24 protein-coding genes are annotated in these 20,752 nt (G+C 64.5%); 15 read left to right on the top strand and 9 right to left on the bottom strand.

The genetic code is table 11. The features are described 5' to 3' along the window. Positions 1-115: 115 nt before the first annotated feature. On the bottom strand, positions 116-271 hold the full coding sequence (locus HWX08_RS08460; RefSeq protein WP_167375384.1) for a hypothetical protein: 156 nt from the start codon (positions 269-271) through the stop codon (positions 116-118). 219 nt (positions 272-490) lie between these two features. On the opposite strand from HWX08_RS08460, the gene HWX08_RS08455 reads away from it, so the two are divergent. Further along, positions 491-664: a hypothetical protein gene (locus HWX08_RS08455; protein ID WP_174920363.1), complete on the top strand. Its 174-nt coding sequence runs from the start codon at positions 491-493 to the stop codon at positions 662-664. Positions 665-700: 36 nt separating this feature from the next. Here HWX08_RS08455 and HWX08_RS08450 read toward each other — a convergent pair whose 3' ends face one another. The 6 genes from HWX08_RS08450 to HWX08_RS08425 all read right to left on the bottom strand — a co-directional run bounded on the left by HWX08_RS08450 (position 701) and on the right by HWX08_RS08425 (position 6,728). Continuing rightward, positions 701-2,029 (bottom strand): MFS transporter, encoded by a 1,329-nt coding sequence (locus HWX08_RS08450; protein WP_174920362.1) that lies wholly within the window; start codon positions 2,027-2,029, stop codon positions 701-703. 79 nt (positions 2,030-2,108) lie between these two features. After that, a complete protein-coding gene (locus HWX08_RS08445; protein ID WP_174920361.1) occupies positions 2,109-2,858 on the bottom strand; it encodes an SDR family NAD(P)-dependent oxidoreductase in 750 nt (249 codons plus the stop codon). 188 nt (positions 2,859-3,046) lie between these two features. Next, on the bottom strand, positions 3,047-3,937 hold the full coding sequence (locus tag HWX08_RS08440; RefSeq protein WP_174920473.1) for a LysR substrate-binding domain-containing protein: 891 nt from the start codon (positions 3,935-3,937) through the stop codon (positions 3,047-3,049). 786 nt (positions 3,938-4,723) lie between these two features. Further along, a complete protein-coding gene (locus HWX08_RS08435; RefSeq protein ID WP_159069182.1) occupies positions 4,724-5,290 on the bottom strand; it encodes a hypothetical protein in 567 nt (188 codons plus the stop codon). 212 nt (positions 5,291-5,502) lie between these two features. Further along, on the bottom strand, positions 5,503-5,907 hold the full coding sequence (locus HWX08_RS08430) for a hypothetical protein (RefSeq protein WP_157126826.1): 405 nt from the start codon (positions 5,905-5,907) through the stop codon (positions 5,503-5,505). Positions 5,908-6,125: 218 nt separating this feature from the next. After that, positions 6,126-6,728: a TetR/AcrR family transcriptional regulator gene (locus HWX08_RS08425; protein ID WP_069258822.1), complete on the bottom strand. Its 603-nt coding sequence runs from the start codon at positions 6,726-6,728 to the stop codon at positions 6,126-6,128. Between the two features lie 644 nt (positions 6,729-7,372). On the opposite strand from HWX08_RS08425, the gene HWX08_RS08420 reads away from it, so the two are divergent. The 6 genes from HWX08_RS08420 (at position 7,373) to HWX08_RS08400 (ending at position 11,117) form a co-directional block, all read left to right on the top strand. Further along, positions 7,373-8,452 (top strand): DUF6396 domain-containing protein, encoded by a 1,080-nt coding sequence (locus HWX08_RS08420; RefSeq protein WP_244122704.1) that lies wholly within the window; start codon positions 7,373-7,375, stop codon positions 8,450-8,452. An 18-nt stretch (positions 8,453-8,470) separates the two neighbouring features. Next, positions 8,471-8,767, top strand: a complete 297-nt coding sequence (locus HWX08_RS34305) for a hypothetical protein (protein WP_244122705.1) — start codon at positions 8,471-8,473, stop codon at positions 8,765-8,767. A 233-nt stretch (positions 8,768-9,000) separates the two neighbouring features. Further along, positions 9,001-9,657 carry a hypothetical protein gene (locus HWX08_RS08415; protein ID WP_174920360.1) on the top strand — a complete coding sequence of 219 codons (657 nt, stop codon included), beginning with the start codon at positions 9,001-9,003 and terminating at the stop codon, positions 9,655-9,657. 81 nt (positions 9,658-9,738) lie between these two features. Further along, positions 9,739-10,071 (top strand): RebB family R body protein, encoded by a 333-nt coding sequence (locus HWX08_RS08410; protein WP_059574945.1) that lies wholly within the window; start codon positions 9,739-9,741, stop codon positions 10,069-10,071. A gap of 187 nt (positions 10,072-10,258) precedes the next feature. Continuing rightward, the gene (locus HWX08_RS08405; protein ID WP_069258414.1) at positions 10,259-10,615 is read left to right on the top strand and encodes a RebB family R body protein; all 357 of its coding nucleotides are present in this window, start codon (positions 10,259-10,261) and stop codon (positions 10,613-10,615) included. Positions 10,616-10,793: 178 nt separating this feature from the next. Next, positions 10,794-11,117, top strand: coding sequence for a RebB family R body protein (locus HWX08_RS08400; RefSeq protein WP_069258415.1), 324 nt, complete (start codon positions 10,794-10,796; stop codon positions 11,115-11,117). 82 nt (positions 11,118-11,199) lie between these two features. On the opposite strand, the gene HWX08_RS08395 is transcribed toward HWX08_RS08400, so the two are convergent. After that, positions 11,200-11,874, bottom strand: coding sequence for a Crp/Fnr family transcriptional regulator (locus HWX08_RS08395; protein ID WP_107314246.1), 675 nt, complete (start codon positions 11,872-11,874; stop codon positions 11,200-11,202). Positions 11,875-12,281: 407 nt separating this feature from the next. On the opposite strand from HWX08_RS08395, the gene HWX08_RS08390 reads away from it, so the two are divergent. The 7 genes from HWX08_RS08390 (at position 12,282) to argE (ending at position 17,902) form a co-directional block, all read left to right on the top strand. Then, positions 12,282-12,839: an RNA polymerase sigma factor gene (locus HWX08_RS08390; RefSeq protein WP_174920359.1), complete on the top strand. Its 558-nt coding sequence runs from the start codon at positions 12,282-12,284 to the stop codon at positions 12,837-12,839. Positions 12,840-12,953: 114 nt separating this feature from the next. Beyond that, positions 12,954-13,271 (top strand): RebB family R body protein, encoded by a 318-nt coding sequence (locus HWX08_RS08385; RefSeq protein ID WP_069258418.1) that lies wholly within the window; start codon positions 12,954-12,956, stop codon positions 13,269-13,271. A 35-nt stretch (positions 13,272-13,306) separates the two neighbouring features. Next, positions 13,307-13,900: a hypothetical protein gene (locus HWX08_RS08380; protein WP_244122706.1), complete on the top strand. Its 594-nt coding sequence runs from the start codon at positions 13,307-13,309 to the stop codon at positions 13,898-13,900. Between the two features lie 306 nt (positions 13,901-14,206). Beyond that, a complete protein-coding gene (locus HWX08_RS08375) occupies positions 14,207-15,547 on the top strand; it encodes a flavin-containing monooxygenase (RefSeq protein WP_174920357.1) in 1,341 nt (446 codons plus the stop codon). 75 nt (positions 15,548-15,622) lie between these two features. After that, on the top strand, positions 15,623-16,060 hold the full coding sequence (locus HWX08_RS08370) for a RidA family protein (protein ID WP_069258421.1): 438 nt from the start codon (positions 15,623-15,625) through the stop codon (positions 16,058-16,060). 8 nt (positions 16,061-16,068) lie between these two features. Continuing rightward, the gene (locus tag HWX08_RS08365; protein ID WP_174920356.1) at positions 16,069-16,746 is read left to right on the top strand and encodes a DUF1028 domain-containing protein; all 678 of its coding nucleotides are present in this window, start codon (positions 16,069-16,071) and stop codon (positions 16,744-16,746) included. Further along, on the top strand, positions 16,739-17,902 hold the full coding sequence (gene argE / locus HWX08_RS08360; RefSeq protein ID WP_174920355.1) for an acetylornithine deacetylase: 1,164 nt from the start codon (positions 16,739-16,741) through the stop codon (positions 17,900-17,902). The genes HWX08_RS08365 and argE overlap by 8 nt, the downstream gene beginning before the upstream one ends. A gap of 60 nt (positions 17,903-17,962) precedes the next feature. On the opposite strand, the gene HWX08_RS08355 is transcribed toward argE, so the two are convergent. Next, complete coding sequence (locus HWX08_RS08355) at positions 17,963-18,886, bottom strand: LysR substrate-binding domain-containing protein (RefSeq protein WP_069258424.1); 924 nt, start codon at positions 18,884-18,886, stop codon at positions 17,963-17,965. Positions 18,887-19,284: 398 nt separating this feature from the next. On the opposite strand from HWX08_RS08355, the gene HWX08_RS08350 reads away from it, so the two are divergent. Further along, positions 19,285-20,706, top strand: a complete 1,422-nt coding sequence (locus HWX08_RS08350; protein ID WP_174920354.1) for a purine-cytosine permease family protein — start codon at positions 19,285-19,287, stop codon at positions 20,704-20,706. Positions 20,707-20,752 lie beyond the last annotated feature (46 nt).

The following is a 20,752-nucleotide window of genomic DNA, read 5'->3' as shown; positions in this document are numbered from 1 at the left end:
AAAGGAAACGGGCCGCCTGGTCAGGCGCGCCACCAGCGATGCACGTTCGGCGAGGCAGGTTTGATTTCCATGGCGGGGAGTATAGCGCAAGTCACGGGCGGGACGCGCGGCGGCGTCAGCGTATGACCGACTCCATCGCGAGGTAGGCGGTTTCGGCCGACGGCCACAGCAGGTACAGCAGGCCGGCCATCAGCAGCAACGCGCCGGCACGCGCGAGCGGCGTGCGGTCTTTGTCGTGCGGGGGGCGGGGCGGCTGCTTCGGGTTCTTCATGCTTGCTGGCGCGCGAGGCGCCACTCCAACGGTTACTGCAACGGGTCGCGCGGGGCGAGGCCGGGGTGTTGCGGGGTTCTACGGGGTAGGGGTGCGGTTGGCGGACCGTGTCGCTCAGGGCGCGGCAGGTCGGCCGATCGCGAGTTTTAAAAGGGGACAGTTAAGCGCCCTGTGGCTGCCGACTATGACAGGCGACGGACATCCTACCAGTTCGTAGGTATGGACACAGTCAAGAATTGTCGGGACGTGGCGTTGAAAGAGCGCGTGGCCGCGGCGTGCTTTGCCAAATTAAAAATCGGAATTGCCGATTACCGTGAAGTGGCGACAAGCGGCGACGGCGCGCTCGGCAAGCGTCAGCCCATCCGATACGGAATGTTCATGACGGATCCTTGATTCAAAAAAGGCGAGTCTTTGCAGGGGCGGACGGCGTCAGCGATTGACGGCTTTGGCCGGCACGAGGAAAACGAGCCCGGCACCGATGACGATGGCGACGGAGATGAAGAGGAGCCCCGCCGTCGATTTACCGGTCAGATCGTTCAACCAGCCCACGATGGCCGGCGAGAAGAAGCCGGCGAGATTGGCGAAACAGTTCACCGCCGCGATACCCGCCGCCGCGGACATGCCGCCGAGAAGCGCGGTCGGCAGCGACCAGAACTGTGACGACGAAGCGAGAATGCCTGCGGCGGCAACGCTGACACACACCAGCGACGCGCCGACACCGCCCAGCGCCGGCAGCGTGGCGAAGCCGACTGCCGATATGAGCATCGGGATCGCAAGATGCAGACGGCGTTCGCGATGGCGGTCCGCGCTCGCTCCCACCAGCGGCAGCGCAATGATGGCGCACAGGTACGGGATGGCAGTAAACACGCCCACCCACAGCGGATCGGCCACGCCGGATCTGCGGATGATCGTCGGCAGCCAGAATGTGAGCCCATATTGACCGAGCACGACGCAGAAGTAGATGGAGGCCATCAACCACAAACGACGATCGCCGATGAACGACCCGATCGACACATGCGCGATCTTGTGCGCGTTGTCGTTCGCCACGTTTCGCACGAGGAGCGCTTTCTCCGCATCGGTGAGCCACTTCGCGGCAGCGATACCGTTATCGAGGTAGAACAGGATCGCGACACCAAGGAGCAACGACGGCAGCGCTTCGAGGATGAACAGCCACTTCCAGCCAGCCAATCCTTGTACGCCCTGGAACGCATGCAGGATGTAACCGGACAGCGGGCCGCCGACGATGCCGGCCAGCGGAATAGCCATGAAAAAGAGCGAGAGTGCTTTTGCGCGCCGTGCCGAAGGAAACCAGTAAGTCAGGTACAGAATGACACCTGGCGCGAACCCCGCCTCGGCCACGCCCAACATGAAGCGGAGAACATAGAACGTCGTGGGCGACTTGACGAAGGCAAACGAGGCCGAGATCACGGCCCAGGTCAGCATGATGCGAGCGAGCCAGTTTCGTGCGCCTACTCTGTGCAACATGAGATTGCTCGGCACTTCGAAGAGAAAATAACCGAGAAAGAAAATGCCGGCGCCAAGGCCATACACGGTCTCGCTGAAGCGCAGGTCGTTGAGCATCTGCAGTTTTGCGAAACCCACGTTGACACGATCGAGATAAGCGCCCAGGTAGCACAGCATCAGGAACGGTATCAGGCGCCGTCCGACTTTCGCATACGTTTTTGTTTCGAAGCTCGTCGAGTCGGCGAGCGTCGTGACATCGCCCGCCATTGACGGCGCGGTGGCCTTCGTTTTCATGGTTGTCTCCTGCCATATCGCCCCGGGTTTTACCGCCGGGTGCATTGACCAGCCGCCGCAACCGCGGCCGATGTCGTGCTTAATGGATCAGCATTCCGCCGTTGACGTCGAGCGTGATGCCCGTGAGGTAAGTCGACAGGTCGCTCGAGAGGAACAGGCAGGCGTTCGCGACGTCCGCGGCATCCCCGAGCCGGCCGAGCGGGATGCCCTTGATGACGTCGGCGCGCATCTCGGCCGTGAGCTTGTCGCCGGTGATGTCGGTCTGAATGAGACCTGGGGTGATCGAGTTGACGCGGATGTTGTCCGGGCCGAGCTCACGCGCCATCGCGCGAGCGAGACCGAGTACACCGGCTTTGGCTGCGCTGTAGTGCGGACCGCCGAAGATGCCGCCGCCGCGTTGTGCGGAAACGGATGACATGCAGACGATGCTGCCGCTCCTTTGCGCCCGCATGTGTGGAATGACCGCTTGCGACATATAGAGCGTGCCGCGCAGGTTCACGTCGATGACCGCATCGAAGTTGTCGGCGCCGATGTCCATCGTCTTCAAAGGCTGCGTGATGCCTGCGTTGTTGATCAGGCCATCTACACGGCCGTACTTCTCGATGACCGCCGCGACGGCAGATAGACATGCGGCTTTGTCGGTCACATCGCAGCGGAGGCCGAGGTTGTCGCCGCCGAACTCGTGTGCAGCACGCTCGGCGTCTTCCTTGTGAAGATCCAGAATCACGACGCGCGCGCCTTGCGCGGCGAGCGCCTTTGCGGTCGCCTTGCCGATGCCGCGCGGCGAGGCGGCACCGGTTACGATTACCACTTTGCTGTCGAGCAACATGTTGTCTCCATCGATCATGTTAGTTGGTGGACGCAGTTTCAGTGCTTCAACCAGCTCGATCAATGCAGTTCGGCTCAACTATTGCTGAAGAATTTTCAGGTGTGGCTGCAACGGAGGCTCACGGGTGTCGGAATGCGGCCTTTGGCGTGACGCCGGGGAGCCGCCGCCCCGACCGGCGCGGCGCGACGCTACACGGCGGCGCGGCTGGTCTCTCGCTCGATCCAGTCTAAAAATTTGGACACGCGTGGCAAGTCCAGATTCCGGGCAGGGTATACGAGGTGATGCGCTCCGACCTCGACCGCATGCGTGCGATCGAAGACCGGTACGAGTGAACCTCGTTTGAGATGGACGGATGCGAGCATCGTGCTTTCGAGCGCAATGCCGTGTCCCAATGCCGCGGCTTCGAGAGACATGTACGAGCGGTCGAACGCGAAATCGTATGCCTTGTGCGATACCGCGACGCCGAACTTGCCGAACCATTGCTTCCACTGTACGAGCGGCGTTTCCGAAAAGATCAGGCGCCGTTCGAGCAGATCATCGGGGGTACGCACCGGGTGTTGTTCGAGGTATTCCGCCGATGCAAGCGGCGTGATGAACTCGTTGCGTAGCGTCTTGATCTCGCCATCGGTCCAATGGGCGTAGCCATGCCTGATGTCGAGATCATAGTGGCCCGAGGTGAACGACACGTCCTCGTACGAGCACGCGAGATTCAACTGAATGTCGCCGTTCGCTTCCTGAAACGAGGCCAGCCGCGGCAGCAGCCACATCAACCCAAAGCTGGGACTCGAATGAATGCGAAGAATCTCGATACCCGACTGGCTCGATGCACGCTCGGTCGCGCGGCTCAGGTCGGCGAGCGATCCGGTGACATCGACCAGGTACTGCTGGCCCGTTGGCGTCAGCACGAGTCCCCGCCCCAGCCTCGTGAACAAGGGTCTTCCAATCATGGATTCGAGATTGGCAATCTGATGGCTGACCGCCGATGGCGTTAACCCTAATTCATCAGCTGCCCGATTGACGCTCTTTGTCCGGGCGACACTCTCGAACGCGACGATGGCTTTTAGCGGTGGGATGCGCATTGTTCCTGGATGCTGCGTTGACAAACTGTACTGGATCAGGGTGGTCTGCTTCCCTGAGAGCGGTTTCGGAAATGTCGCGTATCCAGGAGGTAATGGCAAGCCGCGGTTCGGCTGATAGGTCATCGGTTCGCGAGGGCGCGAGGGGTTGTGCAAACTGGAGGGCGAGTTCGGCGACCGGACGCATCCGCCGGTAGTCGGACAGGGCAGGTCTCGGGTCGAAATTCGGCGTTCAGATGCTTTGACCGTCTGGCGGCGCGTGGCTGGCGTCCGACGGCTGGCGGCCGACCGCGGCCGGCCGTTGTCCTCCGAGGGGCGACCGGCGCAGATCGACCCCGACCGGTCACACAACGCCACGTACTGCGCATGGCTGCTTTAGGGGCACAACGGCCACGCAACCTTGAGCGGAATCATGTTGACGGCTGCTGGATGCGTGTCGAGCGACGAGCCCTTCATCATGAGCTCTTACCGTCAGTCTGAGCCAGTATGCTCAAGCTGACGCACGATACCGCGCCAGTACGGGCGGCATTTTCTGCCGAACCCGTTTGCATCATCGGTCAGCGAGCGGCCAACTACCGGCGCACGGGAGGAGGGATTTTTCAAACGTGGGTTCTGCGAAGACAGCAGCGCGCCCGCGTCACGCTCGCTGCGAGACTGAACACGCCTGATGCCGAGGTCTGCCAAATCCGGTGGCGTCAGGTCGCTGACGAGCCGATCACGACTGAGCGTGACATGATGCCGTGTGAACGGCGTCCGCAGCCGAAATTTTGGAGTGCAGATTTGTTGACGCTAGCTTCCCGAATGTTCCGCCATACATCCGGCGAGCCGCGCATAGGCCGCCTGCAGTCCGACCAGCTTGGCCTTGAACACCTCGTTACCGGCGAGAGAAACCGAAAGGTTGTTCGTGTCCGCTTTTTCCTTCAGCACCGACATGATTTTCACGGCAACCATAAGCGTGCCGTTTGACTTATTCCCGATGGTAGTCTGCAGGGCAGGCCAGTTGAACGTGCCGTCATTCCCACGAACAGCGAGCATCACGCGCCGCGTCGAGTCAGCGGTCTTTGGAATACGCGGACTTTCGAACCACAACATTCCGGACCCCGACTTTGCCATTTCCGCATCCATTGGACCATGAATTGAATATGTTCCATTGGGGGTCACGAAACTGATTGAACATTGGTAGCCGTCATTTTTTGGATTGCGCACCAAGACCCAAAAATAGTCGTCTCCCTTATCGAAGAGCTCGTGTGCGACCGCTCCATTTGCGCTCGGGCTGGCATTATCAGAAGCCGCCCGAGACGCTGCCGCGCCACAGAGCAAGGCACCTGCGGCCAATGCTACAGAAAGGGCCTTCAAGACAGTCCGTACATTCGACATGGGTCCACCTGTCATCAAAGGAATGCGATATCGGTCAATTGAAAGGCGTCCAGTTGGCAAAGCTCCATGGCAGAGAGTCGCCCGACCTGAGGTTGGGGGTACGGAAACATCCTGGGGGCATCCACCCACGCTGTCCGTCAGGCCGTCCCTGCAATCAGGTGCGACGACCTGTATCCCGACGACACTTCGCACTATGGGCAAGGCACCAATCCGACCGTGTCCCCATAGTTGATCGAGCACATGTGCTGTTCAGGCGGTGCCGGCGGTCGATAGTTCGGCGACATACGCTTCTGGATTTCTGCGCCCTCCGCAGCCTGCTGGTCGGCCTCCCACTGAGCATCATGCTCAAACCTTTGGCGGATTGCTGCTTTTCCCTCTGGGGTCTTGTTATAAGCCTCGGCTGCCGCTTGCGACTTCTGCAACTGAAGTTGGTAGAGCTGTGCTTCTTCGGGCGTCATTGCGTATTTGCTTTGCGGCAATGTACAGCCGCTCATCAACGCCAATGCCAGCAGCGCGCCTGTCAGTACGTTCCGTTGACCTGAAAACATTGCGAGCCCCTTAACGTTGCCATTTATTGCGCCGTTCTGAAGGCGCACGCCGCGTATCGTGTCCCACCCCACACCAACTAACCTGCCGGCGCGCGTCAAATGATACCGGTTGGTCTATTTTATGGTCAAGTTGCGAGCAGGCATATTTGCGTCGGCTTTGTGTCACACCTTCTGGAATCCGGGTCCTAGCCGCTGATCCATCTGTGCGGATAGCCGCGAACACGTACGTGTACAGACCCGCCGGCTCAATCGCCAACGCGGGCATGTTACTTCCCTGTTTGTGAGATTTTTCTTGCTGGAGGCGAGCTTGGCAGATACTGCATCAGAAGGGTTTCGGCCGCATGCCAAGCCTCCGTAGCGCACTGGGTGTTGTTTGACGCTCGGGCTTCTACGGTGGCGCCATCGAGAAGCAACATGAAGATCCCGCTCAACCATGCTGCTTTCGCAGTGGGGAGTATCCCTTCCAGCGTGCATGCCATTAGCCGTGTCATGTCCAGACGGTAGCGAATGGCGACCTCCGATATGTTCGGGTGATCCCGTCCGAACTCAGCAAGCGCACGCTCAAACAGGCAGCCGGCAAACTCGGGAGCCCGGAACCACGCTCCATACCAGTCGAAGACCGCTTTCACTTTGTCTGTGGGGTCGTCTTGCGCATATATGTGCGGCTCGACGCTTGCGAAGATGAGTGCGTACCGTTGGACAAGGACCTCGCGGATCAGATCGTCCTTGCCAGCGAAGTGCCGGTACAAAGTCATCCGCGCAACCCCGGATTCGCTGATAATCCGCTCGATACCGACCGACTGGAAGCCGTGTATCGAGAAGAGTCGCGTCGCGGTATCCACCACCATTTGCCGCTTGCTCGCTCGCATCGAAACGTTTCCCTGGTACTCCTTCCTTGAGTCGAAGGGTCGCCCGCTAAAATACAGGCGCATCGGGTTCAATTGTAGCGAAAGTCCACGCTCCCCCGCGATAACAGCGCCCGTCACGCGCACGATCAACAATCGCTTTAGCTTCGTGGTCGGAACGAAACATGATTACGGGACGGGGCAGAAGATTTCCCCGCTGCTGAGCTACATCTCAAGCGTTGCCTCGCCGAGCAAGTAGCAGGTCGGACCAAGTTCCGGCAAGCGCTTGACGCCGAGACGCCTATAGCCGATTCAAGATCCGAGCGTCTAAACGGCCGCTTTCGAGATGGACGCGTCGTTCGAGCGTCGCAGCCAAGCGAAGACCGAGAGTCTCTTCCTGGCCGAACTGAGCCGCAACCCCGTGGCTGGCGGACCGGCTTCGGCCAACGAAATTGCCCGAAAGCAAGGGGACGCGCGAACCCGCTTCATTCATCCGTTCCATGATGACCGTATAACAAGCGTTCGCTTTTCCTGAGCAGGCTTCCCAAATCGTGCTAAATCAATTGTGTTCGACCTCCGCCAACCGTATCGGATTGCCCCGGTTATTTTCTGCTTGCCTGTTCCTCGCATGTGCCGCCTGCTCGATGCACGATTCTCTTCCGCGAAACATGTCGCTCGACGCTTTCAATCCGCATCGCGAGACGTTCGTTTGCGTGCACGAAGCCGCCGTGGTTCCGGCAATCGATCCCGAGGCGGATCGCTGGAATCAGCAGGCGATGAAGATGACGGGTGCATTGTTGTGGCCGAACCAGCGCGACTACAAGGGCGCTGTCGACTTGTGGACGAAGGCGGCCGAGCGCAAGCACTGGAAGGCGATGCTGAATCTGGCGAATGCGTATGCCCAGGGGGTGGGCGTGGATCGCAATACCGAACGCGCCGTGCAGATCACCGAAGAGGCGATAAAGCTGGGCATCCCCGCGGCCTACGATCTGATGGGCGCGTATTACATGAACGGAGTGGGCGTCAAGCAGGATGCCAGTCGTGCTTATGCCTTCCGGCAACTTGCAGCGGACAAGGGCAGCCCCAGCGCCATGGCGTACTTGGGCAACAAGCTCGACGCCGCCTACGATGATCCGAAATCCGGTTTCTGGGGGAATCGAAAGATTGCGCTCAAAATGCTCGAATGCGGCGTCGCCCAGGGCAACGGAGATGCCGCGTACGCGCTTGGAACGACACTGGTCGGCACCGACAAGTCGATGGACGAGGACAATGTGCGAGCACTCAAGATTCTGCATGAGGGCGTGAAGTACGGTAGCGCTAAGAGTGCTGCATATCTGTTCGGTGCGTTCGATGACGGCGATCCTATAGCGGGGAGCGTGAAGGATCGTGCCCGCGCCGAGCGCTACAGCGTCCTTGCCGATCGCCTCGAGCGCGATCCCGACCTGCGTCTGCCCAATCTCGACAAGGTCGTGCCGCTGCCGCCCGCCAGACTGCCCAAGTGGGACGGCAACAAGGAGACGTTGATCGACGCGGCGAAGGCCGTGACGTCCGCGCCGGTGTCGCCGGCCAAGCCCGCTGCCCATCCCGTGTCGCTGCGTACGGGCCGCGCGCACGTGCCCGATGGCGCCATGCTGCCGGAGAAGCCGCAGGTTGCCGTTCCCCCGCAGGCGGAAACGACCGCCGCGCCGGTCGGCGGCTACTGGCTCGCACAATTGAAATATCCGGCCGCCGAACGTCACTTCGCATGAAATTACACGCAGGCGCCGATGCATTCCCGGCAGGACGAACCGTTCGATCGGGGTCGCCCTGGCCTGATGCCCGAGGACGGCCGCATCTCCTTCCACTATGTCGGCGACGTGATTCCGATGCCCGCGCAACCGCTGGAATCGCATTCGCGCGTCGCGCAACGCATCGTGCGCGCCGCCGAATTTCCCGATCCGGCCATCCGGTGTCGCGGCACGCACGCATATAGAAATCGACCTTTCGCGCGACACGGCATGTCCGCGAAATGTATTCCTTTCTACCCGCCGTCCTCGCCGCACGCCCACCACACGTATCGCTGACCCGCCATCGGCGCGCACCGCGCACGCGGAGCCCGATTTCACAGACTCGTCTCACGGTTCGTCCCTGCAGCGGTCCTGCCGAATTTCCGGTCAGGCCATCGCACGTCCATTTCCGGGAGAACACCATGCGATATCCATTGCAGCCTGCCGACCGGCGCACCGCCGCACGGCGTCCGTCCGCTCCCCGCCCGCACGCACCGGCGCCGCGGGCGGACTTCGAGACGAGGTAAGCCATGAGCCAAGACGCACTCGACCCGCTGCTGCGGCAGCTCGCGGAGAAGCGATTGGGGCGGCCCCTCGCGCCGGCCGAAGAACAGGCGCTGCTGGACCAACTGTCGGGCAGGCACGGAAATCCGCCGGCGACGGCCGCCGGCACGGCCGCGCCGGCGCCCGCCGCGAACCGGCCGTTGCCGCAGTTGAAAACCCGGCAGGAAGCGCGCGAACAGATCAAGCACTTCCTGCAGCTCAACCAGCAGAAGGCGTACGAGAAGATGCGCGGCATCCTCCAGACGATCGACGCACAGAACGAGACGACGCTCGGCATGCTGGCGTCGGAACAGCGGAAAGTGGCGGGCGTGCTCGACGCGAACGAGCCGTCGGGCGACGGCGACGCGCAGGCCGGTGCCGCGGCCGAGATCCAGGACAGCACCCGCGAGGCGCTGGCGATGATCGGCGAACAGTTGACCGGCCTGATCCGGCAGGAAATCGACGCCTGCTTCCGGCAATACGTCGATTCGCTCGCCGAACGGCTCTCCGCGCGGCTCGACGCGATGGAGGCACGGCTGCGCAGCGCCGCCGACGCCCCGGCCGAACCTTCCGACGCGCCCGAACTGCCCATCGCCGTCGTCACGACCGTTCACGATACCCGCGGCGCAGCGTCCATGGAGTAGCACGCGGGTTATTCGGCAGAAAACGAGACCGGCCGGCCCCCGATGTGCGATCTCTCAACTACGTGAACCAAGGAGCTACAAATGGCTGATACGTGTCAAGTGTGCCAGGTGAATCCCGCGATTACCGATGCGGTCACACAGGTCAACGTCAAGGTGGTCGCGGAAGCGCCGGCAATGGCGATGGGCTCGCTGTACCAGGCCCAGAGCCATTCGCTCAGCATCCTGTTCGAGAACGCGGTGCAGCAGCAGTCGCAGGCCGCGATCCAGTCGCAGACGTCGACGAACGTGGGGACGATGCAGCTCTACACGATCGGGCCGGAAAGCGCGGGCGCGGCCGCCACGGAAATCGGCGCGAACGGGATCATCTCGATTCTGGCCGACGTGATCGCGATCGGGAAGGCCGTCAAGGGCTGACGTGCCATCGCAACGCCGTGGTTGAACGGCGGCGCAAGCGGCACGCGCCGCCAACGCCGCCGCCGTGCCGCGGCCCCGCATGGCCGCCGGCGCCTGAACAGCGGTGCCGCGCGGTGTTCCGGAGCAAACGACAGAACGGGCAGAGCCGATTCGATGCGGCGCCTGTTCGCGAATCAGGAGAAATACGATGGCAGATAACGCAGATGACCTGAAAGACCCGTGCAACTGCAAGACGTGCGCGGTGAACGCCGCGATCACCGACGCGGTCACGCAAACCAACGTCAAGGTGGTCGGCGAAGCGCCGGCGATGGCAACGGGCTCGTTGTACCAGGCCCAGAGCCATTCGCTCAGCGTGCTGTTCGAGAACGCGGTACAGCAGCAGTCGCAGTCGGCGGTGCAACTGCCGACCTCGACGAACGTGGGCACGATGCAGCTGTACACGCTCGGGCCGGCGAGCGCAGGCGCCGCCTCGACGGAAATCGGCTCGAACGGCGTGCTGTCCGTACTGGCCGACGTGCTCGCGCTCGGCAAGGCGCTTGTCTGACGCGCAGGCTGGCGTCGACGCCGGGCGGCGGCCCCGATCGGTGGCCGCCGCCCGGCGCCCGATGTCGTGTCGATGCGCGCACAGCATCGACGGCCCGTGCGGCGGGGCGTCGCCGACCGACCCACTCATGCTTTCGCCGTGACTGCACCGCAGCGGCGAGCCAACCAGGAGCAACGACATGCCGGAACAGGTTTCCGCCGCGGTGACCGATGCGGTCACGCAATCCAACGTCAAGGTGGTGGGCGAGGCGCCCGCCGTGGCCTTGGGCACGCTCATGCAGTCGAACAGCCACGCCTCCGCGATCCTGCTGCACAACGCGGTGCAGATGCAGGCGAACCAGGCCATGTCCAACCTCGCCGCCACGACCGTCGGCGTCATGCAGCTCTATGCCGGCTCGCCGGCGGCGGCGGCCGGCGCCGCGCGCTCGGCGAACGACAGCTTTGCGTCACAACTGTCCGCGGTCGCGCAACTGCTGAACGCGATCGGCCATTGGCGCGGCTGATCCTCCCCGCGCGCCGCCCGATCCGGCGCCCGCGCTTTCCCCCGCGCCGCGGCACCGCACGACGCTCGTGCGTGCCCGGCCGTCAATTGGCGTCGACGATGGTCCGGAGCAGTTCCGGCTTCTCGATCGTCACGCCGTGTTCGTGAAGCCGGATCAGGCCGTCGCGCTGCATCTTCTGCAGGCTGCTGTTCAGTCGCGGCCGGCTGACGTTGAGCATCGCCGCGAGGACGCTCTGGTTCTCCGGCAGCGGCACCTCGAGATCATTCCCTTGCATGCGGTTCAGCAGATGGCGCGCGAGCCTCGCTTCGAGCCGGTACAGGCATGCCGATTCGACGAAGTCGCTCAACTGGTGGATGTGCCGGCACAGCTGCTCGTGGATGCGCCCCATGAATTCCGCGTTGGCCAGCAGCGGCGCGAAATACGGGCGATGCAGCAGCGAGATGCGGCAGTCGGCGCTCAACTGGGCCGTGAAGTTGCGCCGGTGTGCGCGGATCAGCGTGTTCTCGCCGATGAGTTCGCCCGGCATCGAGTGACCGAGGATGATCTCGCGTCCGCCGGGTTCGTGCAGCGTCTTGTAGACGCGTCCGCAGTGCACGAACGCGACGAAATCACCCGGATCGCCCTTGAAGAACAACAGGCGATTGCCGTGTTCGGGCCACGGCGTGACATGGCGCTCCACGTGAGCGATCAGGCTTTCCGGGAGGTCGGTGAGTATCGGTATATTGCGCAGCGTCTGAGCGTTAGCAAGGGCAGGCATGTTTTCCGCGCGAGGTTGTTTGACGATACGACCACCTAGCGAAAAACGCTGTCTTCGGCATTGCGTGAAAAAAGAAAAATGAAAGTATCGAGATAATCGGCCAGCAGTCCGTACAGGGCGGCACTTCGGCGGCAACGGCGCTGGGTCGATCGGCATGGATAGCGGCATGCCGGCCAGCGAACACGTCGTGGCGGCAGTCGTTCTTTTTCATCGCAATGCCGATATTCAGGTCCGGCGACGCACCTGAAACAACGGATCGGGCAATACCGGGGAATTGAAAATTCCGTTCATAATAATCAAGAAAATTTACCGAAACCGATTATCGTTATAACGGTGTTACACGGGTAACAGCGCCATTCCCGGCGTCGAATCGATTCTGTGTTTTCCATGAAAAAGGAAGACACGGGATGACAACCTCGAACCAGCACGCTGCCGCGACGCCCGAGTCTCCGGCGCAGCAGCTCGATCGCACGTGGCGGGAAATGCAGGGGAAATTGCGGCGCCGCGCGCGCCTGTTATGCAAGGGCGATATTCACCGCGCGGACGACCTGCTCTCCGATACCGCACTCAAGGTCCACATTTACCTGCAGCGCTCGCCGGAGCGCGTTCAGAACCTCTCCGGTTTTCTCTTTCTGGTGCTGAATCACGCCTTCCTCGACGGCGCGCGGCGCCGGTTGCGCGAGCGCGGCATGCTCGAATTCGACCCGGGCTGGGACGACGACCATATCGTCGAGCTGGCGGGTCACGCGCCGTCGGTGGAGCAGCAACTGCTGCTTCGACAGCAGTTGCTGCGTCTGCAGCACGCGTTGTCCACGCTGCCACCTCAGCAGCAGATGCTGTTCACGCTGAAGTTCGAGGAGGACCGGTCCTACCTGCACATCGCGGCGGCGCTCGGGATCAACGAACCGCTCGCCAGAAAGCGCGTCGAGCTGTTGCGCAAGAAGTTGCGCGACGAACTCGCGTAAGCACGTTCACGAACGCGGGTATGCAGCGTTCCTAACGGCATGTGCGGCGTCGCTGGCCTGCCGGCCCGTCCGTTCCTTCAATCGCATGCCGGAGCCGAGATCCGAGGAGGCCTCGTGGCAGACAAAGTCAATGAGCAGATTACCGACGCGGTGACACAGACCAACGTCAACGTCGTCGCGGGATCTCCGGCCCAGGCGCTGGGTACGCTTTACCAGATGTTCAGCCAGGCGGTCGGCATCTCGGCGCAGAACATGACGCAGCAGCAGGCCGCGCTGAACCAGATTTCGAACGCCGTCGTGTCGAAGGCGGTGGCGATGATCCTGTCCGTCGAAGCGTCGCCGAAGAGCGCGTCGGGCGGTGGGACGGGTGGCGGATCGGGCGGCTTGCCGCAGGTTCCGGCGGCCGGGCCGCAGACGGGTTCGGCGCATTAGGTCGCGATGACTCTCGGGATACGTGAACCATGAACATGAAAGGTCTTTTGGGCGGACGCGGCGACGGTGCGACGCAGACGCCGGACGCCGTCACGGACGCGGACGCCGCAGTCGAAGCCACGACGCCGGCCGGGACACCGAAGGCCGGCGCGCGCGCGTGGCCGGTGAGCCGGCTGCGCCGGTTCACCGATGCGCTGAAAGCGCCCGACCCGGTCGCCGGTGCGGCCGGGTCGGGCGGCTCCGCGCTGCAGACCGTGCAGGCGATCAATGCGGAGGCGGCGTCCTATGCGACGACGCAGATCGCCGTCGGCCCGAACATGTTGATCACGCAGGCGGGCGGGATGGTCGCGCAGGCGGCGGCCAACTACTTCGAGGCGACGACGTCGCTGGCGATCGCGGGCAAGAGCGTACTGATGAAGGATCTGGCGCAGAAGACCGTCGACGAGAACGTGCGCGGGATGGCGATGGATGCGGTGGGTCTGCTGTTGACCGATCTGTTCGTGGCGACCGCGGCGATCGTCGCGGGTGCCGCGGAAGCGATCGAAGGCGAGGCCGCGAGCGTCGCGCTCGACAGGATCGACGAGAGCCTGCAGAAGTATCAGGCCCTGCTGGACAAGAAAGGCGTATAGCGCGAGGGTGGCGGCGCGGGACGGTGCAGCCAACGCCGGCGGCGCCGGCAGCGTCGACGACGGCCCCGCAGGCGCGACACGACAGGCGTCGAGTCGATGCACGCGTGAGCGTCGGCGCGACACGGACGCATCGAACCGCTCCCGGCCCATACGCCGCCCGCCATCCCCGCCACGCCCAGCTTTTTGCTCGTCAACACCAACAAAAAACATCATTTCGCGCCACGCGGCCTGTCAGCAGAATGTCTCCATTCCCCCTCACGCGACGACACGAGCGTCGCATGAGCCGCACTTCAGAAGGAGACAGCCGTGGCAGTCGAAACAACGTCAATCGATACGCTCGTCGTCGGCGCCGGTCAGGCCGGCGTGGCGATGAGTGAGCACCTGGGCAAGCTGGGCGTGCCGCATCTCGTGCTGGAGCGCAGCCGCATCGCCGAGCGCTGGCGCACGGGGCGCTGGGATTCGCTGGTCGCGAACGGCCCCGCGTGGCACGACCGCTTCCCCGGCCTCGAATTCGACGGCCTCGATCCCGATGCGTTCGCGTCGAAAGACCAGGTCGCCGACTACTTCGAAGCGTATGCGCGCAAGTTCAACGCGCCGATCCGTACGGGCGTCGAGGTGAAGAAGGTCGTGCGCAATACGGGCAAGCCGGGTTTCGTCGTCGAGACGTCCGACGGCACGATCGAGGCGAACCGCGTGGTCGTCGCGACGGGGCCGTTCCAGCGCCCGGTGATTCCGCCGATCGCGCCGGACGACGCGCGCCTCGTGCAGATCCATTCCGCCGACTACCGCAACCCGGGCCAGCTTCCGGACGGCGCGGTACTGGTGGTCGGCGCGGGTTCGTCGGGTGTGCAGATTGCCGACGAACTGCAGCGCGCGGGCCGGCAGGTGTACCTGTCGGTCGGCCCGCACGATCGCCCGCCGCGCGCGTATCGCGGCCGCGACTTCTGCTGGTGGCTCGGCGTGCTCGGCGAATGGGACAAGGAAGTCGCGACGCCCGGCCGCGAACACGTGACGATCGCGGTAAGCGGCGCGCGCGGCGGCCATACGGTCGATTTCCGCCGGCTCGCGAACCAGGGCGTGACGCTCGTCGGGCTGACGAAATCGTTCGACGGCGGCGTGGCCGTGTTCGAACGCGATCTGGCGATCAATCTCGCACGCGGCGACGAGAACTACCTGTCGCTGCTCGACGCGGCCGACGCCTATGCGGCGCGTAACGGCCTCGACCTGCCGGAAGAACCGGAGGCCCGCCGCATCCTGCCGAACCCGGAATGTGTCGCGCATCCGATTCTCGCGCTCGACCTCGCCGGCGCGGGCGTCACGTCGATCGTCTGGGCGACGGGCTATGCGGTCGACTACGACTGGCTGAAGGTCGACGCATTCGCCGACGACGGCAAGCCGCAGCATCAGCGCGGCGTGTCGAAGGAGCCGGGCATCTATTTCCTCGGGCTGCCGTGGCTGTCGCGGCGCGGCTCCAGCTTCATCTGGGGCGTGTGGCACGACGCGCGGCACATCGCCGATCACATCGCGATACAGCGCACCTACCTCGAATACCACGACGCATCGCAGCGCCGCGCGACGTCGGCCGCGGCGCAGGACGGCGGCGTGTCGCGCGCCGACGCGCAGCCGCTTGCCGATGCGGTGAACTGAACGGACCCCTGCCGCCAGCCGCACCGCGTTCGTGCCCGGTGCGGCGGCGCGACCCTTGACGACTGAAGGATTTCGATGAGCGAACCGACCCATACCCGTATCCGCATGTTCAACACGAAGGATACCTACCCGAACCAGACGCTCGACAACGACCTGTGCCAGGCCGTGCGGGCTGGCAACACCGTCTACGTGCGCGGCCAGGTCGGCACCGATTTCGACGGCAACCTGACCGGCCTCGGCGATCCGCGCGCGCAGGCCGAGCAGGCGATGAAGAACGTGAAGCAGTTGCTGGAAGAAGCCGGCAGCGACCTCACGCACATCGTGAAGACGACGACCTACCTGATCGACCCGCGCTATCGCGAGCCCGTGTACCAGGAAGTCGGCAAGTGGCTGAAGGGCGTGTACCCGATCTCGACGGGGCTCGTCGTGTCCGCGCTCGGCCAGCCGCAGTGGCTGATGGAAATCGACGTAATCGCGGTGATCCCGGACAACTGGCAGCCGAACCGCGCATAGGAGGCAACATGACTTTCTCCATCGTCGGGCGCTGCCCGGAGACGGGCCAGCTCGGGATCGCGATCAGCTCGTCGAGCATCGCGGTGGGCGCACGCTGCCCGTGGGTACGCGCGGGCGTCGGCGCGGTCGCGACGCAGAACGTCACGCTGCCGGCGCTGGGGCCCCAGACGCTCGACCTGATCGAGCACGAGCAGCTCGCGCCGGCCGCCGCACTCGACCGCGCGCTCAGCGCGAACGGCTGGAGCCAGTACCGGCAGGTGACGGTGATCGACGGGCAGGGGCAGACGGCGTGCTTCACCGGCAAGGAAGCGCTCGGCACGCATCATGCGGTGCGGGGCGAGCAATGCGTGGCGGCCGGCAACCTGCTGGCCGCGCCGGCCGTGATCGACGCGATGGTGCGCGCGTTCGAACAGGCGCCCGGCGTGCTCGCCGATCGGCTGCTGGCCGCGATGCACGCGGCAATGAAAGCCGGCGGCGAGGCGGGGCCCGTGCATTCGGCCGCGCTGCAGGTGGCCGGCGACGTGACCTGGCCGATCGTCGATCTGCGTATCGACTGGGCCGACGTGGACCCGATCGGGCAGCTCGACGCGCTGTGGCGTGCGTATCGACCGCAGATGCAGGACTACCAGACGCGCGCGCTGAACCCGACCGCCGCGCCGAGCTACGGAGTGCCGGGCGATGAATGACACGTCGAGCCGCGCGTTGCTGGAGCGGCTGATCGCTTTCGCGACGGTCAGCCGCGATTCGAACCTCGAGATGATCGGTTTCATCCGCGACTATCTCGCGGGCTTCGGCGTCGAGAGCGAACTGTTCTACAACGCAGAGCGCACGAAGGCAAGCCTGTACGCGACGATCGGCCCGCGCGATCGCGGCGGCATCGCGCTGTCGGGCCATACCGACGTGGTACCGGTGGACGGGCAGGCGTGGACGGTCGAGCCGTTCCGGCTGACGGAGCGCGACGGCCGCCTGTACGGCCGCGGCACGGCCGACATGAAGGGCTTCATCGCGTCGGTGCTGGCGGCCGTGCCGGCGTTCGTCGCACGGCCGCTCGGCACGCCCGTGCATCTGGCGTTCTCGTACGACGAGGAAGTCGGCTGCCTCGGCGTGCGGCCGATGCTCGACGCGCTGGCCGCGCGCGCGCACCGGCCGCGCCTGTGCCTGATCGGCGAGCCGACCGAACTGAAGCCGGTGCTCGGTCACAAGGGCAAGCTCGCGATGCGCTGCCACGTGAAGGGCGCCGCGTGCCATTCGGCGTACGCGCCATCGGGCGTCAACGCGATCGACTACGCGGCGAAGCTGATCGGCCGGCTCGGCGAGATCGGCGCGGCGCTCGCGCGGCCCGAACGGCACGACAGCCGTTTCGATCCGCCGTTCTCGACCGTGCAGACGGGGCTCATCAAGGGCGGCCGCGCGCTGAACATCGTGCCGGCCGAATGCGAATTCGATTTCGAGGTGCGTGCGCTGCCGGATTTCGACGCGCACGACGTGCCGAACAAGCTGCTCGATTATGCGGAATCCGAACTGTTGCCGACGATGCGCGCGGTGCAGCCCGATACCGATATCCGGCTGCAGCCGCTGGGCGCGTATCCGGGGCTCGCCACCGCGCCTGACAGCGAAGCCGCGCGGCTGCTCGCGATGCTGAGCGGCTCCGATGCGTTCGGCACGGTGGCGTTCGGCACCGAGGGTGGGCTGTTCGGGCAGGCCGGCATTCCGACCGTGGTGTGCGGGCCCGGCAGCATGGACCAGGGGCACAAGCCCGACGAGTTCGTCACGCTCGACCAGCTCCACGGCTGCGACGCGATGCTGGGGCGGCTGGCCGCGCATCTCGCTGCGGCCGTCTGACGCGGCGAGCGGCCGACACGCACGCACCGCGTCCCGCGGCGCGTGCGTTTTTTCTTGTCGTTATTGCGCGGTTTCCGCGACGAGCTGCGCGAGCCGTTCGCGGCAGAAATCGACGAACGACTGCGCCTGCTTCGTGAGCTGGCCGCGTTTCAGCCGTGCGCTCACGAGTCCCGACGGGCTCACCGTTTCGCTGAGGCCGATCGTCACGACGCGCTGGCCGTCGTACGTGTATTCGGAATGCGGGCGCGTGACGAGCAGCGAGAAGCCGAACCCCTGGCCGACCATCCCGCGCACCATCTCGATCGACGGCGACCCGAACACGATGTTCGGCGTGAGCCCGAGCTCGTGAAACAGGCTGACGAAATACGTTCGGCTCGGCTGCACGTCGAGCAGGATCATCGGCTCGACGCACAGGTCGCGCAGCGACACGTGCGTCTGCCCCGCGAACCGGTGATTCTCCGGCAGCAGCACGTAGGGCTGCTGCGGCGGCATCAGCGGTTCGGTCTCGATCGTGCCGTCGAGATCGTGGTCGTACATGAGCGCGAGATCGAACGTGCCGGACGTCAGGCCCTGCACGAGTTCCTGCTGGTCGCCGTCGCGCAGCCGGATGTTCACGCCCGGGTAGCGCTCGCGAAAGCCCGCGATCAGCTGCGGCAGATAGAGCGGCGCGACCGTCTCGAAGCAGCCGATGTCGATCTGCCCGGTGATCACGTCGTTGTCGGCGAGCGCGTTCTGTTCGAATTCGTGCGCGATACGCAGCAGCTCCTGCGCTTTCCTGTAAAAGCGCGTGCCGCTCGGCGTCAGCGACACGCCCTGCGCGTGGTGGCGGATGAACAGCTTCACGCCGAAGCTTTCTTCCAGCCCCTTGATCGCGCTGGAGATCGACGGTTGCGCGATGAAGAGCTGGCGCGATGCCTCGGCGACGCTGCCCGATTCCACCGTCGTCACGAAGTATTTCAGTTGCCGCAAAGTGTAGTGAGCCACAAGCACCTCTGATGCACGGCCCCGGCGTGCCGCCGCGGGCGCAATCTGTCCATGGTTGTGCGTAGCACCTTACCTGAAAGCCTCCCGCCGGCGGCATTTCCGCTGCAGAGCTTTTTCGTATGTCGCAGAAATATTTTTAGTATTTTCCGGTCCCGCCGAGCGTGGCGCACCATCGCCTTCAACCCGGATCACGAAGCACACGAAGCGGCCGCGCGCGTGCCGGCGGGACAGGTCATCCGTCCCCGCCTGCCGCGCATTCGCCGCTTCGCCCGACACCGCCGCGCGTGCACGCGGCGCGCCGTCGCTCGCGCATCCGGCCCGATTGCCGGCGCGCACCCCGACGCGCGCCGGCGCGAAACGGCACGCGCGCATCGTCGCGCAGGACAGGAGACTTCACCATGACGAACGCGGAACGCAATGCGTCCCCGATGATAGAGAAGCATACGATCGGCTACGTGCCGCCCGCGGAGCGCCACGGCAAGGTGCGCGACCTGTTCACGCTCTGGTTCGGCGGCAACATCGCGCCGCTGCCGATCGTGACCGGCGCGCTCGGCGTGCAGCTCTTCCACCTGAACCTGATGTGGGGGATCGTCGCGATCGTCGTCGGCCAGGCGGTCGGCGGCGTGCTGATGGCGCTGCATTCGGCGCAGGGGCCGCAGATGGGCATCCCGCAGATGATCCAGAGCCGCGCGCAGTTCGGCTCGTGGGGCGCGCTGCTCGTCACGGTGATCGCGGCCGTGATGTACGTCGGCTTCTTCGCGTCGAACATCGTGCTCGCCGGCAAGTCGGTGCACGGCATCGCGTCGTCGGTGCCGGTGCCCGTCGGCATCGTGATCGGCGCGGTGGGGTCGGGGCTGATCGGCATCGTCGGCTACCGGTTCATCCACATCCTGAACCGCATCGGCACGTGGGTGCTCGGCATCGGCATCGTCGTCGGCTTCTGGATGATCCTCACGCATGTGAGCACCGACGATTTCCTGACGCGCGGCGGCTTCGACTTCGCGGGCTGGCTTGCGACGGTGTCGCTGTCGGCGTTGTGGCAGATCGCGTTCGCGCCGTACGTGTCGGACTATTCGCGCTATCTGCCGGAGGACGTCGGCGTCGCGTCGACGTTCTGGGCGACCTATCTCGGCTGCACGATCGGCTCGACGCTCGCGTTCGTCTTCGGCGCGGTCGCGGTGCTCGCGGTGCCGGCCGGCGCGGACACGATGGACGCGGTCAAGCAGGCGACGGGCCCGCTCGGCCCGCTGATGCTCGTGCTGTTCCTGCTGAGCGTGATCAGCCACAACGCGCTGAACCTGTACGGCGCGGTGCTCGCGGTGATCACGTCGGTGCAGACGTTCGCGTACAAGTGGATTCCGACCGCCAGGGCGCGTGCGGTGGTGTCGGTCGTGATCTTCGTCGCGTGCTGCTACGCGGCGATCGGCGCGTCGACGAACTTCGTCGGCAATCTGGTGGATCTGGTGCTCGCGCTGCTCGTCGTGCTGGTGCCGTGGACCGCGATCAACCTGATCGACTTCTACGTGATCCACAAGGGCAAGTACGACATCCAGTCGATCTTCATGGCCGATGGCGGGATCTACGGCCGTTTCAACCCGCAGGCGCTGCTCGCGTATGCGATCGGCATCCTTGTGCAGATTCCGTTCATGAACACGCCGATGTATGCAGGCCCGATCCCCGCGCATCTCGGCGGCGCGGACCTGTCGTGGCTCGTTGGGCTCGTGCTGACGTCGCCGCTGTACTACTGGCTCGCGACGCGCGACAGCGCGTACCGGCGCCGGCAGACCGGCGCGCATCTGCCGCCGACGGCCGCGCGGTAAGCGGGGCGTTGTTCAACGCGGAGAACGAAGGCGGCCGCCGCATCGG

Source organism: Burkholderia metallica (assembly GCF_902832845.1).
Classification (GTDB): Bacteria; Pseudomonadota; Gammaproteobacteria; order Burkholderiales; family Burkholderiaceae; genus Burkholderia; species Burkholderia metallica.
This window is presented reverse-complemented; position numbering and strand designations above follow the sequence as displayed.

Bases quoted from the DNA above. Each gene is read 5' to 3' on its own strand.
- HWX08_RS08460 (WP_167375384.1), bottom strand. From the start codon at position 271: ATGAAGAACCCGAAGCAGCCGCCCCGCCCCCCGCACGACAAAGACCGC.
- HWX08_RS08455 (WP_174920363.1), top strand. From the start codon at position 491: ATGGACACAGTCAAGAATTGTCGGGACGTGGCGTTGAAAGAGCGCGTG.
- HWX08_RS08450 (WP_174920362.1), bottom strand. From the start codon at position 2,029: ATGAAAACGAAGGCCACCGCGCCGTCAATGGCGGGCGATGTCACGACG.
- HWX08_RS08445 (WP_174920361.1), bottom strand. From the start codon at position 2,858: ATGTTGCTCGACAGCAAAGTGGTAATCGTAACCGGTGCCGCCTCGCCG.
- HWX08_RS08440 (WP_174920473.1), bottom strand. From the start codon at position 3,937: ATGCGCATCCCACCGCTAAAAGCCATCGTCGCGTTCGAGAGTGTCGCC.
- HWX08_RS08425 (WP_069258822.1), bottom strand. From the start codon at position 6,728: ATGCGAGCGAGCAAGCGGCAAATGGTGGTGGATACCGCGACGCGACTC.
- HWX08_RS08420 (WP_244122704.1), top strand. From the start codon at position 7,373: ATGTCGCTCGACGCTTTCAATCCGCATCGCGAGACGTTCGTTTGCGTG.
- HWX08_RS34305 (WP_244122705.1), top strand. From the start codon at position 8,471: ATGCATTCCCGGCAGGACGAACCGTTCGATCGGGGTCGCCCTGGCCTG.
- HWX08_RS08415 (WP_174920360.1), top strand. From the start codon at position 9,001: ATGAGCCAAGACGCACTCGACCCGCTGCTGCGGCAGCTCGCGGAGAAG.
- HWX08_RS08410 (WP_059574945.1), top strand. From the start codon at position 9,739: ATGGCTGATACGTGTCAAGTGTGCCAGGTGAATCCCGCGATTACCGAT.
- HWX08_RS08405 (WP_069258414.1), top strand. From the start codon at position 10,259: ATGGCAGATAACGCAGATGACCTGAAAGACCCGTGCAACTGCAAGACG.
- HWX08_RS08400 (WP_069258415.1), top strand. From the start codon at position 10,794: ATGCCGGAACAGGTTTCCGCCGCGGTGACCGATGCGGTCACGCAATCC.
- HWX08_RS08395 (WP_107314246.1), bottom strand. From the start codon at position 11,874: ATGCCTGCCCTTGCTAACGCTCAGACGCTGCGCAATATACCGATACTC.
- HWX08_RS08390 (WP_174920359.1), top strand. From the start codon at position 12,282: ATGACAACCTCGAACCAGCACGCTGCCGCGACGCCCGAGTCTCCGGCG.
- HWX08_RS08380 (WP_244122706.1), top strand. From the start codon at position 13,307: ATGAAAGGTCTTTTGGGCGGACGCGGCGACGGTGCGACGCAGACGCCG.
- HWX08_RS08370 (WP_069258421.1), top strand. From the start codon at position 15,623: ATGAGCGAACCGACCCATACCCGTATCCGCATGTTCAACACGAAGGAT.
- HWX08_RS08365 (WP_174920356.1), top strand. From the start codon at position 16,069: ATGACTTTCTCCATCGTCGGGCGCTGCCCGGAGACGGGCCAGCTCGGG.
- argE (WP_174920355.1), top strand. From the start codon at position 16,739: ATGAATGACACGTCGAGCCGCGCGTTGCTGGAGCGGCTGATCGCTTTC.
- HWX08_RS08350 (WP_174920354.1), top strand. From the start codon at position 19,285: ATGACGAACGCGGAACGCAATGCGTCCCCGATGATAGAGAAGCATACG.